20 protein-coding genes are annotated in these 15047 nt (G+C 40.9%); 6 read left to right on the top strand and 14 right to left on the bottom strand.

Features of this window, described 5'->3' with window-relative positions:
- Positions 1–23 precede the first annotated feature (23 nt).
- From ACWIW0_RS05485 to ACWIW0_RS05470, 4 genes are all read right to left on the bottom strand, one after another.
- Positions 24–353 carry a DUF413 domain-containing protein gene (locus tag ACWIW0_RS05485; protein WP_454446914.1) on the bottom strand — a complete coding sequence of 110 codons (330 nt, stop codon included), beginning with the start codon at positions 351–353 and terminating at the stop codon, positions 24–26.
- An 87-nt stretch (positions 354–440) separates the two neighbouring features.
- Positions 441–2231, bottom strand: coding sequence for an AMP-dependent synthetase/ligase (locus ACWIW0_RS05480; RefSeq protein ID WP_454452530.1), 1791 nt, complete (start codon positions 2229–2231; stop codon positions 441–443).
- Positions 2232–2419: 188 nt separating this feature from the next.
- Positions 2420–2845 (bottom strand): nuclear transport factor 2 family protein, encoded by a 426-nt coding sequence (locus ACWIW0_RS05475; protein WP_454452529.1) that lies wholly within the window; start codon positions 2843–2845, stop codon positions 2420–2422.
- 18 nt (positions 2846–2863) lie between these two features.
- A complete protein-coding gene (locus ACWIW0_RS05470) occupies positions 2864–3445 on the bottom strand; it encodes an NAD(P)H-binding protein (RefSeq protein ID WP_454452528.1) in 582 nt (193 codons plus the stop codon).
- 114 nt (positions 3446–3559) lie between these two features.
- On the opposite strand from ACWIW0_RS05470, the gene ACWIW0_RS05465 reads away from it, so the two are divergent.
- Positions 3560–4447, top strand: coding sequence for a LysR family transcriptional regulator (locus ACWIW0_RS05465; protein WP_454452527.1), 888 nt, complete (start codon positions 3560–3562; stop codon positions 4445–4447).
- 91 nt (positions 4448–4538) lie between these two features.
- Here ACWIW0_RS05465 and ACWIW0_RS05460 read toward each other — a convergent pair whose 3' ends face one another.
- The 4 genes from ACWIW0_RS05460 to ACWIW0_RS05445 form a co-directional block, all read right to left on the bottom strand.
- A complete protein-coding gene (locus ACWIW0_RS05460; protein WP_454452526.1) occupies positions 4539–5105 on the bottom strand; it encodes a DUF924 family protein in 567 nt (188 codons plus the stop codon).
- The gene (locus ACWIW0_RS05455; protein ID WP_454452525.1) at positions 5105–5272 is read right to left on the bottom strand and encodes a hypothetical protein; all 168 of its coding nucleotides are present in this window, start codon (positions 5270–5272) and stop codon (positions 5105–5107) included. The genes ACWIW0_RS05460 and ACWIW0_RS05455 overlap by 1 nt, the downstream gene beginning before the upstream one ends.
- 29 nt (positions 5273–5301) lie before the next feature.
- A complete protein-coding gene (locus ACWIW0_RS05450; RefSeq protein WP_454452524.1) occupies positions 5302–5691 on the bottom strand; it encodes a glutathione S-transferase in 390 nt (129 codons plus the stop codon).
- 88 nt (positions 5692–5779) lie between these two features.
- Positions 5780–5965, bottom strand: a complete 186-nt coding sequence (locus tag ACWIW0_RS05445) for a DUF2798 domain-containing protein (protein WP_454452523.1) — start codon at positions 5963–5965, stop codon at positions 5780–5782.
- Positions 5966–6109: 144 nt separating this feature from the next.
- On the opposite strand from ACWIW0_RS05445, the gene ACWIW0_RS05440 reads away from it, so the two are divergent.
- Positions 6110–6538, top strand: coding sequence for a VOC family protein (locus ACWIW0_RS05440; RefSeq protein ID WP_454452522.1), 429 nt, complete (start codon positions 6110–6112; stop codon positions 6536–6538).
- Between the two features lie 78 nt (positions 6539–6616).
- The gene (locus ACWIW0_RS05435; RefSeq protein ID WP_454452521.1) at positions 6617–6967 is read left to right on the top strand and encodes a DUF1801 domain-containing protein; all 351 of its coding nucleotides are present in this window, start codon (positions 6617–6619) and stop codon (positions 6965–6967) included.
- 181 nt (positions 6968–7148) lie between these two features.
- Here the strand turns inward: ACWIW0_RS05435 and ACWIW0_RS05430 are convergent, their stop codons facing one another.
- Entirely contained in the window at positions 7149–7730 is a 582-nt protein-coding gene (locus tag ACWIW0_RS05430; RefSeq protein WP_454450563.1) for an isochorismatase family protein, read from the bottom strand.
- A gap of 169 nt (positions 7731–7899) precedes the next feature.
- Between ACWIW0_RS05430 and ACWIW0_RS05425 the strand changes: the two genes are divergently transcribed.
- Complete coding sequence (locus ACWIW0_RS05425) at positions 7900–8775, top strand: LysR substrate-binding domain-containing protein (RefSeq protein ID WP_454452520.1); 876 nt, start codon at positions 7900–7902, stop codon at positions 8773–8775.
- Positions 8776–8826: 51 nt separating this feature from the next.
- Here ACWIW0_RS05425 and ACWIW0_RS05420 read toward each other — a convergent pair whose 3' ends face one another.
- A complete protein-coding gene (locus ACWIW0_RS05420) occupies positions 8827–9567 on the bottom strand; it encodes a pirin family protein (RefSeq protein WP_454452519.1) in 741 nt (246 codons plus the stop codon).
- Between the two features lie 311 nt (positions 9568–9878).
- Positions 9879–10718 (bottom strand): aldo/keto reductase, encoded by an 840-nt coding sequence (locus tag ACWIW0_RS05415; RefSeq protein ID WP_454452518.1) that lies wholly within the window; start codon positions 10716–10718, stop codon positions 9879–9881.
- A 155-nt stretch (positions 10719–10873) separates the two neighbouring features.
- On the opposite strand from ACWIW0_RS05415, the gene ACWIW0_RS05410 reads away from it, so the two are divergent.
- Positions 10874–11767, top strand: coding sequence for a LysR family transcriptional regulator (locus ACWIW0_RS05410; RefSeq protein WP_454452517.1), 894 nt, complete (start codon positions 10874–10876; stop codon positions 11765–11767).
- Between the two features lie 72 nt (positions 11768–11839).
- Here ACWIW0_RS05410 and ACWIW0_RS05405 read toward each other — a convergent pair whose 3' ends face one another.
- From ACWIW0_RS05405 to ACWIW0_RS05395, 3 genes are read right to left on the bottom strand one after another with little or no spacing between them, the layout of a single operon-like run.
- On the bottom strand, positions 11840–12130 hold the full coding sequence (locus tag ACWIW0_RS05405; RefSeq protein WP_454452516.1) for a DUF1330 domain-containing protein: 291 nt from the start codon (positions 12128–12130) through the stop codon (positions 11840–11842).
- A gap of 11 nt (positions 12131–12141) precedes the next feature.
- Positions 12142–12573, bottom strand: a complete 432-nt coding sequence (locus tag ACWIW0_RS05400; protein WP_454452515.1) for an organic hydroperoxide resistance protein — start codon at positions 12571–12573, stop codon at positions 12142–12144.
- Between the two features lie 25 nt (positions 12574–12598).
- The gene (locus tag ACWIW0_RS05395; protein ID WP_454452514.1) at positions 12599–13726 is read right to left on the bottom strand and encodes an NADH-dependent flavin oxidoreductase; all 1128 of its coding nucleotides are present in this window, start codon (positions 13724–13726) and stop codon (positions 12599–12601) included.
- 107 nt (positions 13727–13833) lie between these two features.
- Between ACWIW0_RS05395 and ACWIW0_RS05390 the strand changes: the two genes are divergently transcribed.
- Positions 13834–14691 (top strand): AraC family transcriptional regulator N-terminal domain-containing protein, encoded by an 858-nt coding sequence (locus tag ACWIW0_RS05390; protein ID WP_454452513.1) that lies wholly within the window; start codon positions 13834–13836, stop codon positions 14689–14691.
- Positions 14692–15047: the final 356 nt, after the last annotated feature.

Raw genomic sequence — 15047 nt, 5'->3', positions numbered from 1 at the left:
GGTGGGCATAGCCCACCTACTCATTATTCTGAATCGTCACCACTACCAATATCACCACTCACATCACCAGAAAGGGTGTAAATACGTTTTGTTTTGCTAGTTAATGTACGGTATTTTACCCACACTTTTTCTAAAAAAGTCTCTGGTGCTTGTTCACCTTTTACAACCGCAACAAATTGTTTTTCTTCTTCTGTTGCTGGTGTACGCTCACCACTTTCTAATGCTAAACAAGCCTGACCAAACTGCTCTAAAGTTTGTGATTCACGAATGGTGTAATCTCCGTGACGAGAAAAACCACGTGGGTAATTTTTATCATCGAAAAAGCGACGAGTTACGCTAAAACTCTGTGTCATAATGTGCCTCTTTATCTATCTAAGTTTAAAATCCAAAATCGGGCAAGCATTAAATCCAAATATGAAGAATAAATCAATGCTTTTTTACTATTTTGAATGATCTGATTTCCCATACATTGCTTCAATTTGTGCTTTATAGCGTTCTAATATCACTTTTCGGCGTAATTTCAGCGTTGGTGTAATTTCTTCCATCTTCATTGTGAAAGCTTCGGGCAGTAAGGTAAATTTCTTCACTTGCTCAAAGCTTGGTAGCTCTTTTTGTAGTTCGTGAATCCGCTTTTCAAACATTTGAACAATATCTGAATGTTTAATCAGATCTAAACGGTTATGATATTTAATATTTAACTGCTTAGCGTACTCTTCTAGGCTTTCAAAACAAGGGACGATCAATGCTGAAACATATTTCTTCGCATCAGCAATCACCGCAATTTGTTCAATAAATTTATCTTTACCAATTTTACCTTCAATATATTGTGGTGCTATATATTTACCATTTGATGTTTTCATCAACTCTTTGATACGATCTGTAATGTATAGGTTACCTTCAGCGTCCATTTCTCCCGCATCACCTGTTTTTAAGAAGCCATCAGCAGTAAAAGCTTGAGCGGTTTCTTCAGGCTTTTTATAGTAACCACGCATTACCATTCCGCCACGCACTAAAATTTCGTTATCATCACCGATTTTAACTTCAACATTTGGCATCAACTTGCCAATAGAATTAGGGTTAAATCCTTTATCTTGCCAACAAGAAACTGTTGCAGTTGTTTCTGTCATTCCGTAACCTAATTTGATGTTAATTCCAATACTATGGAAAAACATTCCAATAGTCGGTTCTAATTTGGCACCACCGCAAGGCATCATTCTCATTTTCCCACCGAGTAATGCTCGTAATTTTGATAACACTAATTTATCGGCTAAGGCATATTGCCAACGTAATAAAAGAGATGGTTTATTCGTTTGACAATGTTTCTCACCCACTTTAATTGCCCATTTAAACAGAGCTTGGCGATGAGCTGGTGCTGTTTGTACTTTATCCCACACTGCCGTATAAATTTTCTCATATAAACGTGGTACAGCACACATTGTCGTTGGTTGTGTTTCAACTAAGGCTTGACGAACTAAATTAGTATCTTCCAAATAGCAGTTTGTTGCCCCACGATGGAAAACATACGCTACCCACGCACGCTCAAAAATATGTGAAAATGGTAGAAATGAAAGGGAAACATCATTTTCATCAACGTTTAAGGCTTGGTCGTGTGCTTTAAGTTGGTGAGCTAAATTGGCATAATCTAGCATTACCCCTTTAGGTTCGCCCGTTGTACCTGATGTATAAATCAGCGTAAAGAGATCGGATAATTGTTTATCGGCTAAACGTTGATTTAACAAGGCTTGCTGTGGTTCAACGCTAACAAAATCTTCCCAGTAACAAGCTAACGGATGCCGATGCAACTGAATACTACTTTTCATTGCCACAATATGTGTTAATTGCGAACAGTTGTTCACTATTTCCAACACTTGATCATACTGTTCTTGGTCACCGACAAACAGAATTTTAATATCCGCATCATTTACAATATATTCCACTTGTTTAGCCGTATTAGTCGCATAAATCGGCACTGCAATTGCTCTCACTTGCATTGCACCAATATCAGTAATTGTCCAACGTGGCATATTGTGAGCAAAGATACCAATTTTTTCTTGAACACCAATCCCTTTGTCTAACAAGGCATAAGAGAGTTGATTGATTTGAGAATGAAATGCAGACCACGAAAGTGATTGCCATTGATTTTGCTCTAAAAAACGTACCGCTGTACGTTCAGCAAATTGCTGGGCTTGAATGTTAAAACGATTAACAAAATGAAAATTTAACAGATCCATCTCGCTGTTTGACCTTATAATTTCAGCTTACAAATGTTCGCTAATATAAAAGTTTCAGTTCTAAAAAGCTAGAAAAAAGTGAACAGTTGTACGCTGATTTTATAAAAAATAACAAGCGGTGGGATTTGCCTAAAATTTTGCAGTTGCAAAAAATTAGACAAATCCCACCGCTTATATTATCTCCACATTTAAAGAACATGGCTTTCACTTATCAAAAAATGTGCCACTCGTTTGCAAATCAGCCATTTATCGCCTTGTTTGACGTAGTTGTCCAGATAACGCACGCTATGGGTTTGCACTTCTTTTTCGTTTGCCAGTTTCACAAGGCAATATAAAATCGCACTGGCTTCACGCTCGCCTTGAAAACTGACGGTATGTTGTCCGTTTAAGTGATACATCGTGCTAAATTGTGCTGTGAAATCGCTAAATGTTTTTAAAATCTGCTCGTGTCCTTGCATTTCAAACACCAGTTTTCCGCCAATATGGGTATTAACCACCGCATCTTGGGTAAAAAGGGGCATTTGTTCAGCGATTTTGAACTCATCGGCAAGATTGGAAAAAGTATCCACCAAATCACGCAGGGCTTGGCGTTCAAGTAGTTGTTCGGTATTCATTTGTTACTCCTTAAATCATTAAATTTTAGCAATCCCAAGACTTTCGCCAATGGCATATTGTGGGTTGGTAATGAGCTTGATAACCAAATCGGCGATAGATTTTCTTGATACTGTTGAACCACAAAACGGCTCGCCTTTGTGGGTTAGCTGGTAGTCAATTTCATCACTGTGGGTAAACCACGCAGGGCGGATAAGGGTGTAATCCAAGCCCGAATGCTCTACCACTTGTGCCGACTGGCGATAAAGGTCAAGAATGGTGCCGTGATTTTCGCCTGTTTCGCCATAAATGCCCATTGAGCTGATAAAGATCAGGCGTTTTAGCCCTGTTTGCTTCATCGCATTAACGATACTCTCTGCCATTGCTTTTAAATCGCCTGCTAAATTGGCATAAACCACCGAATGCCCGTCCATAACTTGTGCAAGCCTTGCCGTGTCCAACACATCGCCTTGTACGATACGCACCCGTTTGCTGTCATAAGCGGGCAGTTTGTTTGGATTGCGAGCCAATAGGGTCAAATGATGATGAGTATTCGCCAACAGCTCATCAATCACCACTTGTGCCAAACTGCCCGTTGCACCCAATATCAAAATACGCTCCATAATTTCCCCTAACCGTATCTAAGTTATGCCTATTATAAATAAGCTGATTTCATTTGATTAGTGGGGTAAAATAGCTTGAACTTATGAATTAAATTCATCAATAGGTGCAATCTGATGACCCAAGAAAATTTAAATGATTTACGAGCTTTTGTGGTTGTCGCCAGAACAGGCAGTTTTACCAAAGCAGGTTTGCAACTGGGCATTTCACAGTCGGCATTAAGCCACTGCATTCGTGCATTGGAAAAACGCTTGAATATCAAACTGTTTCACCGAACCACAAGAAGTGTGTCCACCACCGAAGCTGGCGAACAGCTGTATCAGCGTTTATCGCCTTTGTTTGAGCATATTTATCAAGAACTAGACAGCTTAAATGCGTTTAGAAGCAGTTTGAAAGGTACGTTGCGTATCAATGGCAATGAACACGTTTTTCGTTATGTGTTGCCACCTAAATTCCTAAAATTCGCCCAAACTTACCCCGATGTGCAGTTGGAACTGGCGATAGAAAATCGTTTTGTAGATATTGTGGCAGAGCGTTTTGATGCGGGCATTCGTTTGGGCAGTGATATTGCCAAAGATATGATTGCCGTCCGCATTTCGCCAGATTTGACGATGTGTGCCGTTGCCAGCCCAAGTTATTTAGAACGCTACGGCACACCAAAAACGCCTTATGATTTGACCGAACACCGCTGTTTGTTGCACCGTTTAAGCAGTGGCGGTGTGATGAATTGGGAATTTATCGATCCACTTAACAAGCGTGTGATTAAAGTGCAACCGCAAGGTTCGCTTGTCAGCAATGGCGGATTTTTACAGCACGACTATGCAGTAAACGGCATTGGGATTTTGTGGACACCCGAAGATACCGTTATCAATGAATTACAAAGCGGACAGCTAATCCGCCTGTTGCCCGACTGGGAAATAAGTTACGAAGGCTATCATCTGTACTACCCCAACCGCCACCACTCGCCCCTACTTCGGGCATTGATTGAAATGATTAGGGAATGAGTTTGTAGGAGGGATAAGCGGTGGGGTTTTGTGAAAAGTTTGCGGTTGTGAAAATTAAGGCAAATCCCACCGCTTTATTACGTCTAAATACCTAAAAAGCCGAATTCGGCTCTTGTAAAAACGCCAATTCATCATCACTAGACACCCTGCCTAAAATGGCATTACGGTGGGGATAACGCCCAAAACGGTCAATGATGACTTTGTGTTTCATCTCAAAATCCAGTGCGTTATCATTGACATATCGCCCAAACAGCTTAACAGCCTGTTCGTGAATGACGGCAGATTCAGAGTGCATATAGGGCATTAACAAAAAATGCCTTTGAATTTCGCTTAAATCAGCAAATTGGGGTAAGCCAATCGCCACTTGTGCCAATACCAATGCCATACCGTCTTGGGCAAAGGCTTTGGGTGTATCACGATAAATATTGCGTGAAAATTGGTCAAGGACGATAATCTCGGCAAGTCTGCCTTGTATGGTGTTTCGCCATTCTTCAAGCTCGCCCAAACTTGCCTGTATCAAGGTATCGGCAAATTTGTCTGTCAGCGTCTTATCAAATTCATCAGATTTGGCAAACCAAAACGGTTGGGTTTGCTCATCAAACCAAAAATCAAGCACAGCTTGGGCTTGGGGGTGGGTGGTTACGGCTTTATCCATCATTATTCATTATCCAGCACATATTTAACTGCCACATCATCAAACATCGCATTCATAAAGCGTGCTAAGTTTGGATAATCTTGCCAAGATTTTTCCAATTTGGACGACCAACGAGCCATCACAAAGGCATAAGCGTCAAGTACGGTACGCTTGTTTTGATAGACGTGCATACCATCGCCAATCAGCCCGTCCAAATGCGTCAATACTCTGTCAATGCGTGCATAAGACGCTTCTTTGGTTTTTTGTAGTGCGTCTGCTTGGGTGTCTGTGGTACAAAATACGGCCAAAATGCAGGGTGAAAATCCCCTGTCAAAAAGCACATGATTTCATCAAATTCAAAACGCTCAAACTCGCCTGCATTCGCCCCCAAATCAGGATACGCATGAGCGATATGCTGTAAAATCGCCCCTGCTTGCGTCATCACACGGCTTGCCCCAATGTCTAAGGCTGGCACCATCGCCAAAGGATTGATAGCTTTATATTCGCTAGAATGTGGATTGACTTTTTCAACACGATAATCGGCTTTTGCCCATTCAAGGGAAATCCAACACGCCAACGCACAAGTGCCTGCTGAATAATACAGTTTCATAACTCACCTTATCCATTTAAGGAAATCAAAAATTTGCCAAATATTATAGCAAAAATTAACCTGATTTAATATCAAGTAGTTAATGTTATCATTTTTCCTTGACCGTCCACGCCACCAATTTATTTACCAAAGGTCGCACCATGATCACACACACAAACGCAATCGGCATCGCAATGCTGTAATTAAACAGCACACGCTTAACATAACCATCGCCCACGCCTGTATTGATAGTAACCAGCACCATTGACATCAAAAACGCCATAAAGCCTGCCATATAAAACGCAACCACATAACACATAAGACGTATATTTGGCAGGAATCAACCCTTTTTTCATCGCTATTTACTCACTACGTTTATGGTTTTTATGATAAAATAGTAACTGTATGATTTATACAGAACTCAAATTAGGAGAAGCTCATGAACCAAAAGCTGAAAATAAGCAAGCTAACACCTGTTTTTGCGGTGGAGAATGTACAAAAAACTGCCGAATTTTATACCAAACATTTAGGTTTCCAGTTGGCTTTTGCCGTTCCCAATCACGATGCGGTGGAGCAAATCTTTGAAAATGACAAAGAATATCGTTATGCGATGCTAAAATCAGGAGAACTAGAGATAGCATTTCAGCGATTAGATACTTTTCAAAATGACATTCATTTTGCTAAAAATCAACCCATTGGAGCTTCGGTTTCTTTTTATATGGATGTTGATAACATCACAGATTTATACAATCGGTTAAAGTCTGAAAATTTGGAAGTTACCGAACTGAAAACTACTTGGTATGGCGTTCTTGAATTTTATCTAAAAGACCTAAATGGATACATCTTGGGATTTGCGCAACCAGCTTAAAATCAAGCTAATGAATTTAATTTATTGGTTGAATTTAAGAACAATTAACTGATACAAAACTCAAATCAGGAGAAGACCATGAACCAAAAAGTAAAAAATCTACTGGATGACTGGCAAATTGCCAATCCCGTCTTGTATGAAATTGCCAATAGTGTGCGCACGAGAATATTGCAACTGGCAGATACAGTAGATGAAGAAGTGAAATATGGCGGTATTCTGTTTGCCGCACCTGAACCGTTTTGTGGTATTTTTGTTTATAAACAGCATGTATCAGTGGAATTTAGTCATGGCGCCGAGATAGCAGATCCACACGGTTTATTAGAGGGAAAAGGCAAAGGCCGTCGTCATTTGAAATTACATACGCTTGAAGACGTAGAAAATAAGCATTTGACGGATTATTTGCGATTGGCGCAAAAAGCAGCGGAATAAAATGCCGGTCTGGCAGCCCGGCTTCTTGAATCCGACATCACAGCCAAAGTTACAGCCCTATCGGATACGAATATCCGACCTATCCGCGAGGACAGCCCCAAATATTTTCAGATAGGTATTCTGTTTCTACAAAAAGATAATTATATGAAATAATTATATTTTTGTGACGGGCTATTAAAAATTAAGCCCCAAAACCTTCTACAATAATGCCAAGCAGTTTAGAGCCGTCTTCGCTTGACCAGTCTTGGGCCAATTCTGCAATCAGCTGATTGGTGCTGGTAATCACTGCCCCTGCATCACGCATACGGATAAGCGACATTTCATCGGCAAATTTGCTTGGCGAACCGCCTGCATCGGCAACCACTTGCACTTCATAGCCTTGTTCTAACAAAGTCAAAACAGGATAAACAGTGCAAACATCATTGGTTACGCCTGCCACGATGATTTTTTTGCGTCCTGTGGCTTCTACGGCTTTGGCAAAATTAGGGTCGCTCATTGCATTGACAATGCCTGCACGCAAAATACGGTTTTCAAATTCAGTTGGCAAAATGTCTTTTAATTCAGCAAGTAATGGACCTTGTGCATTTTCTTCCATTGATGAAGTCAAAATGGTTGGCAAGCCGATTGCCGCTGCTGATTTTGCCAACATCAAGGCGTGTTTTTTCATTTCGTCAAAAGAGATAGAACCGACCCAGCCCATTGTGCCGATTTGGTGGTCAATCAATAATAGGGCTGAATTTTTTGAATTAAATACGTTTTGCATAAAAAGCTCCGTTGTTTATCATCTTTACTGATAAGCAAGCCAATAAAGATGATGTGATGTAATAACAAGATTGCTTGCTTGATGTGGTGTATTATAATTGGTTTGATTTATTGGATAAATATAGTAAAATTAGAAACACTATTTAATATATTAAACAATAGACAAACCTATGAACATTGATGATATGTCGCTTTTTGTGGAAGTGGTCAAAGCCAAAGGGTTTACCAATGCGTCCAATTTGCTTGGCATTCCCACGTCCACCATTTCGGTAAGAATTAACAAATTAGAAAAACAGCTTGGTTTACAACTACTTAACCGTACTACCAGACGGGTAGAGCTGACCGAAGTCGGCAAACTGTATTACCAAAGAGCCTTGCACATCGTAGAAGAAACCAAAGCCCTGCACAGTCAGCTTGGCGATATGCTTGATAACCCAGCAGGGATTGTGCGTGTGTCTATGCCTGTGGATTTTGCTTATGAAAACTTTGCCCCACTGATACCCAAGTTTTACGAACAATATCCCCACATCACCTTGCACATAGACACCAGCTCTCGCAATGTGGATTTGATGAGCGAGCCTTTTGATGTCGCCATTCGCTTTGGCGTGCCACAAGACCCCAACTTAATCGCCCGTCCTTTGGGGGAATTTCAATTTTATCTGTATGCGTCTTTGGACTATCTTGAACGTTATGGCACGCCGACAAACTTGGCAGATTTACACCAGCACCGATTGCTTGCTTTTGGCAAAATGCACGAACAAAACGCTTGGCAACTGTTTTGCAAGAAAGAGCAAACCGTTTTTGAATTTAAGCCGATATTCAGCTCAAACAGTTTGGGGTTGTTACAGCGTTTGGCGACACAAGGCTTGGGCGTAGCTCTACTACCTGATATTTTTAATGCTCAATCAGAAGGCAAATTGGTACGAGTAATGCCTGATTATTGTGGCGTGAGTAACCCATTACACGCCGTTACCAGCACTCGGCTGTTACCCAAAAAAGTGCAAGTGTTTATAGATTTTGTCAAAGCCCATTTGCCTACGCCATAAATAAGAAAACCACAATCTTGTCATCAGATTGTGGTTGTTGAATTGTTTTATTTAAAACTGATTGCCACTGTACATTCCACCGTCAAAATACACCGCACTTTCATCAGTAACAAACAGCACAAGTTCGGCAATATCATCTGTGCTTATCTGCACCTTTTCATCAACAATCAGTACGCTGTCTTTTTTGTGCAAATCCAAACCGTTTATGTTTGCACTGCCTTGATAAACATACAAAAGATAGGTCAATGGGGCTGTGGATTGATTTGGTCGCCACACATCAGGCAGACTTAACATATTGTCTTTGGTCAAACGCACATCAAACACCCACGTTTGACTGCTAAACTGCAAGGGCGTATCGGCATTTGGCGATGCCAACAACCGCCATTGATTGTCGCTGTATTGGCTCGGTAAATCCCAAAAATGCACGCTTGGTTGAGTATTTTTCACAGCAGGACGGATAAAAATCTGCAAGCCTTCAAACGGCTCATCACGTCCGATAATTTTTTCTTCGTGATGATACAACTTGCCTGCTTTCATCAACATTAAACGGGTGGCGTGAGCCGTATCCTGTATGCCTTCTGAATCGCTGTGTATCGCCTTGCCCGAACGAAAATAAGACAAAATCTCATCGTTAATATGCGGATGCATCGGCACAATGGAATCACGCTGTAAAAATGCGTGGTCAATACGACCGATAGAACCAAGCCCTGTATCGGTTTTTGAACGGCTGGCGTTAGGATACAGTGCCGAAATAAAGCCGTTGCCTTGATTGCGTGGTAATGGATAAATCATCATCGTCTCCAAAATTGATTGTTAAGTTGTGATGATTGTAGATTATTTGTTATTTTGGATAAAGCTGGTAAATTTTAAAATACTTTTTAATATATTGAAAAGTTATAAGATTTCTTATTTCTTGTGTTGGTAGAAATTGGGGAAGTTTGACTGCTTAAAACCCAAATGCCGTCTGAAAACCATTTTCAGACGGCATATTGAATTCTACTGTACAATGTGTTTTAGGTTTTTAACACCCAATCAAAGTACATTATTTTAGCACTTCTACCTCACCTCCGAAAACTTCAAAATCGTTTCAGGTCAGGTATTCGTTATCCACGCTGTGCCAACCATTTCACCATTTGTGGATCTTGATGGTTAAAAATGGTGCTACCGTTTTCAAGTTGGGCGATGGCATTCATTTCATCTGCCGTTAGGGTGAAATCAAAAATCTGACGGTTTTCAATAATACGGTTTTCGTTTACCGATTTGGGGATAACGGCAATGCCACGCTGATTGAGCCAACGCAAAATCACTTGTGCCACCGATTTGCCGTGCGTTGTGGCAATGGCAGTTAAAACAGGGTTGGTAAAAATCTCAAATTTTCCTTCTGCCAACGATGCCCAAGACTGCTGTAAAATGCCGTATTCTTGATGAATTTGCCTTTCGGCTTCACGCTGGTAAAACGGGTGCGTTTCAATTTGATTGACCGCAGGCACAACATCAAAACTTGTGATTAAATCCACCAAACGGTCGGCATAAAAATTACTCACCCCAATGGCACGGATTTTGCCTGCTCGGTAAGCGTCCACCATTGCCCGCCACGCCTGATACACATCGCCAAAAGGCTGATGAATCAAATACAAATCAATATAATCCAAACCCAATTTTGCCAGCGACTCATCAATCGCTTTTAAGGTATTTTCATAAGCGTTTTCACGCTGTATCCATAATTTTGTGGTAACAAAAATCTCCTCTCGGGCGATACCGCTTGCCTTGATTGCCCGTCCAACGCCTGCTTCATTGCCATAAATTGCCGCCGTATCAATCAAACGGTAGCCGTGGCGAAGTGCCGTCAAAACAGCCTGTTCGGTTTGTTCGTCATCAACTTGAAACACACCAAAACCAACCATAGGCATTTGTACGCCGTTATTTAATGTTGCCAGTTGCATTGCTTGCTCCTTAAATGAAATTGCAAAAATTGGGGGTAATCCGACCGCTTGATAAGGTCAAATGATGTGCCTATTTTAAAGATAAGATAATTGTTATACAATCAACAATTATAGAAATCACAATTGCTTATATTGCAATAATCAAAGAGTGGAATATGAACAAACTAGACGCAATTCAATATTTTTGCCAGTCGGCTCAAACCTTGAATTTTAGGGAAACTGCCGAGCGTTTTGCGGTGTCGCCGTCTGTGGTTAGCCGAACGATTGCCGAATTGGAAAGCCAGCTTGGTGAATCGCTTTTTAAACGCAACACCCGTAAAATGAGCCTGACCAGTTTTGGCGAACAGTTTTTGCCCAAAGCCAAACAGTGGCTTAATGATGCCGATTTGTTATTTAAAAGCCAAAAAGAACCGCTTGATGAAATGTGTGGCGTGGTGCGTATTGCTACGCCCAAATTGCACAACCAAAGCCAGATTTTGCAAGCCTTATTGACTGCACTTGAACCTTATCCTGATTTGGTGATTGATTGGCAAACAGATAACATCAAAGTGGACAGCATAGATCACCGTATTGATATGGGGGTGCGAGTGGGAACACACCCCAATCCTGATTTTATCATTCGCCCCATTGCCCAACGCCGTCATATTTTTGTGGCATCGCCTGCTTATCTGGCACGATACGGCACGCCCCAAAGCATAGACGATATGGCTCGGCATTTTCCAATGAGTACTTTGCACAACCTTAACACAGGCAGAATGTGGGAAGTAGAAATAGGCGACAACCAAACGGTTATCCCCAGCAAGGTAAATTTTATCAGCACCGACCCAATGGCAGAATTAGACGCTGTTTTAACAGGGCGAACCATTGCCCAACTTAGCGATTTGGTATGCCGTCCGTATTTAGAACGTGGCAAGTTGGTACAGCTTTTCCAAGACAACCCAAGCCCTGTGTGGCAGATTTACCTTTACCGCCCCTATCAAACGATTACCCCAAAAAGAGTGATTAAAGTGTTTGATTTGTTGGAAGGGATTTTGAAGGCGTGGGTTTAGGAGGCTTGTAGAGCAAGCGGTGAGATTTCCTTAAACTTTTACATTTGCAAAATCCAACCGCTTGTCAGAAAATTAAGCGATACCATTTAATAGTACTGCACGCCCTAGTGTTGCATTCAAACGCATTGATTTGATTTTTTCATATTCAGGGCTGGTGTACCAAGCACGAGCGGCTACCATATCAGGAAAACGTAATATTACAGAACCGTCAATTTCCGTACCCTCTAAGGCTTCACATTCTCCGTTTGCCACCAAAATCTCACCGCCATACGGGGCGAGTGTCGGCACGCCTAATTGCAGATATTCATCGTAAGCGGTTTGGTCTTTCATTTCATCACGAATAAAAACAACATAAGCTGTCATCACTAATTTCCTTATAAATCAAATTGTTGAACTACATTGACGTGCAAACGCACATCTACATTACCACGAATTGCATTGGAATATGGGCAAACTTCGTGTGCTTTTTCAATCAATTTCTTTGCATCTTCTAAACTTAAACCTTCCACTGTAATGGTAATATCCAAATCCAAAGCAAATGCACCGCCAGCTTTTTGACCGATACCCACACCCACTGTCGTACTTGATTTAGTCGGGTTTAAACCTAAAGTTGGTGCAACGTGGTTCATTGCACTGTCAAAGCAAGCCGCATAGCCCATTGCGAAAAGCTGTTCTGGGTTTGTCCCCACTTTTCCACTTTCATTTTGAAAGCCCACTAAATCAAAGCTGATTGAGCCGTCATCTACTTGAGTACGTCCATCACGACCGCCAGTTGCTGTTGCTGATGTCTGGTAAAAAATTTTCATTGTTTATTCCTTCTCAATATCAAAATTAAATATCTAATGGTTTCCACTCTTGACCTTTCACTGGTGGTAACCACACTCCACCTTGTTGGCATAAGCCCCATAAAATGTCTGGCATTCCGTATTGGTCGGCACGAGTTGGGTCAAGCTCGGTAGCAATTTCGCTATCACGGTTTTCTTTCAATAAAGTTGCAATGTTTGGGTTTAACATTACTGCTTTACCTAAACCGATAAATTCTGCCCAACCTGTTTGGAATGCTGCACGAATTTGCTCGCCTGAAAGTAAGCCACCCACACCGATTAACGGCAATTTACCGTTAATGCGTTCGTGAATAAGTTGCATACGAGTGAGGTTTGTGTCTGCTCCACGACGTACTTTTTTGTCAAATTCGTGAAGAGATACGTGCAAGTATTGCAATGGTTTTTCCACCAACGCATCAATTAAAGCGAAAGTATCCGCCATCGTTAAGCCATTTTCCCCTGGTTCTTCAGGCGAGAAACGGTAGCCTACGATAAATTCTGGTTTTGCATATTTCTCTTTTAATGCGACGACTGAATCCACAATCGCTAATGGGAAACGTAAACGTTTTTCAAGACTACCGCCCCATTCATCTGTACGACGGTTAAATTCGCCCGAGAAGAATTGTTGAATCAAATAGCCATTCGCACCGTGAATTTCCACACCATCAAAGCCTGCACGAATCGCTAATTCGGCTGCATTGGTATAGGCTTGAATTAACCCTACTACTTCGTCAGCCGTTGCCACTTTTGCACCGCTTTCAGTGTGATCTGATGCACCAACTAACGCTTGCCCATCTGTTAAATTTGCTTTTGCATTCACGCCGCCGTGATGAATTTGTAAAATTGCTTTTGTACCCTGTGCTTGCAATACTTTTGCGGTTTCACGCAAGCTATCTAAGTGGCTATCATCAAGGGCTTCAGGCTGTCCTACAAAGGTTTTACCATTTTTCGCCACTAAAGTTGCCGCAGTGATAAACATCCCCATATCTACCGCACGGTTACTGATAAAAGTACGCTCTTGCTCACTTAATGTACCGTCTTCATTTGAACTGAAATGTGTCATCGGAGCAACCACCAAGCGATTTTTAATTTCTACACCGTTATTAAGAGTATAAGTTTGAAAAAGTGAACTCATTATGTTCTCCCGTTAAGTTTTATCCATTAAAAGTGCGGTTATTTTAGTGGTAATTTTAGGTTTTTCGGTATATCATTCCTGCAAAAGTCTTGCCTAATTCTCTAGAAATGCAAATTATTGATAAATTATTACCGCTTGTACCGAAAAATCAGCTTTGGCAAACGCCCATTGATGGACTTGTCATTCAGCACGCTGATAGCCCTACCCCCGTGGCGAACATCATTCTCGAACCTCGCATTTGTATTGTGTTACAAGGTGAGCGAAAAATTTGTATTGGTGATCAATGTACACAATTCAGCAATCAACATTTTATGTTCTGCCCAATAAACGTGCCATTGTCGGTAGAAGTAGTGGAAGCAAGCCTTGAAAAGCCCTACCTAATGATAACGATGAAAATCGATCTAAAAATGGTGGCAAGCATCATGCCATATATTCCAAAGACAATTGCAAAAAATCAGCCAAAATCAACCGCTTTCTCACAATGGCAACTAGAAGAAAATTTACTCACTCAGTTTGAGCATCTGATCGATTTACTCAAAACACCAGAAGATATCAATTTTCTTGCACCACTTATTCAGCAACACATTTACTATATTCTGCTAAAAAGCGATCAAGGACAGAAATTACGCGAATTGGTACAGATAGGTAGCCACACAAATCGAATTGCTCAAACAGCACTTTGGATCGAGCAACATCTGTCTGAGCCGTTGCGTATAGATGATTTAGCGAAACAGGCAGAAATGTCGGTTTCTGGTTTTCACTTACATTTTAAAAAAATGACCAATATGTCGCCGTTACAATATCAAAAATCGCATCGCTTACTGGCAGCCCAAAAACTCATTCAAACCAAGCAAAGTAATATCGCCAATATTGCGTTCCAAGTCGGTTATGAAAGCCCAAGCCAGTTTAGCCGAGAATATAAAAGACATTTTGGGGTAAGCCCTAAATATGATGTTCAGCCATAAAACCATTTTCATCAATAAGCTGGACTTGCTTATGATTTTTTGTAAACAAATAACCTTTTATTATGTTTTTCTTTTTGCTATGAAATAGGAATACACGATAAGAAATTTGTAATCGGCACAAGATAATATTGGCCAGGTTGGCGAAAGCGGTGAGATTTTTCTAAAATTTTGCAGTTGTAAAACTTCCACTAAATCTCACCGTTTTTTATTTTCGCTTCTATCTAATTTCTGGAAACTTCAAAATCGCTTTAGGCAAACTTTAAATTTGAATAGCATCTCATTCTCGATTAAGTTGAATCAGTCTATCTTTTATACTGACAGTAATTCTCCAAAGGCTATCTATTAGTAAATATAAA

It is taken from the genome of Ursidibacter sp. B-7004-1, from assembly GCF_053654055.1.
The sequence above is the reverse complement of the archived record's forward strand: the minus strand, read 5'-3'. Positions and strand labels throughout refer to the sequence as shown.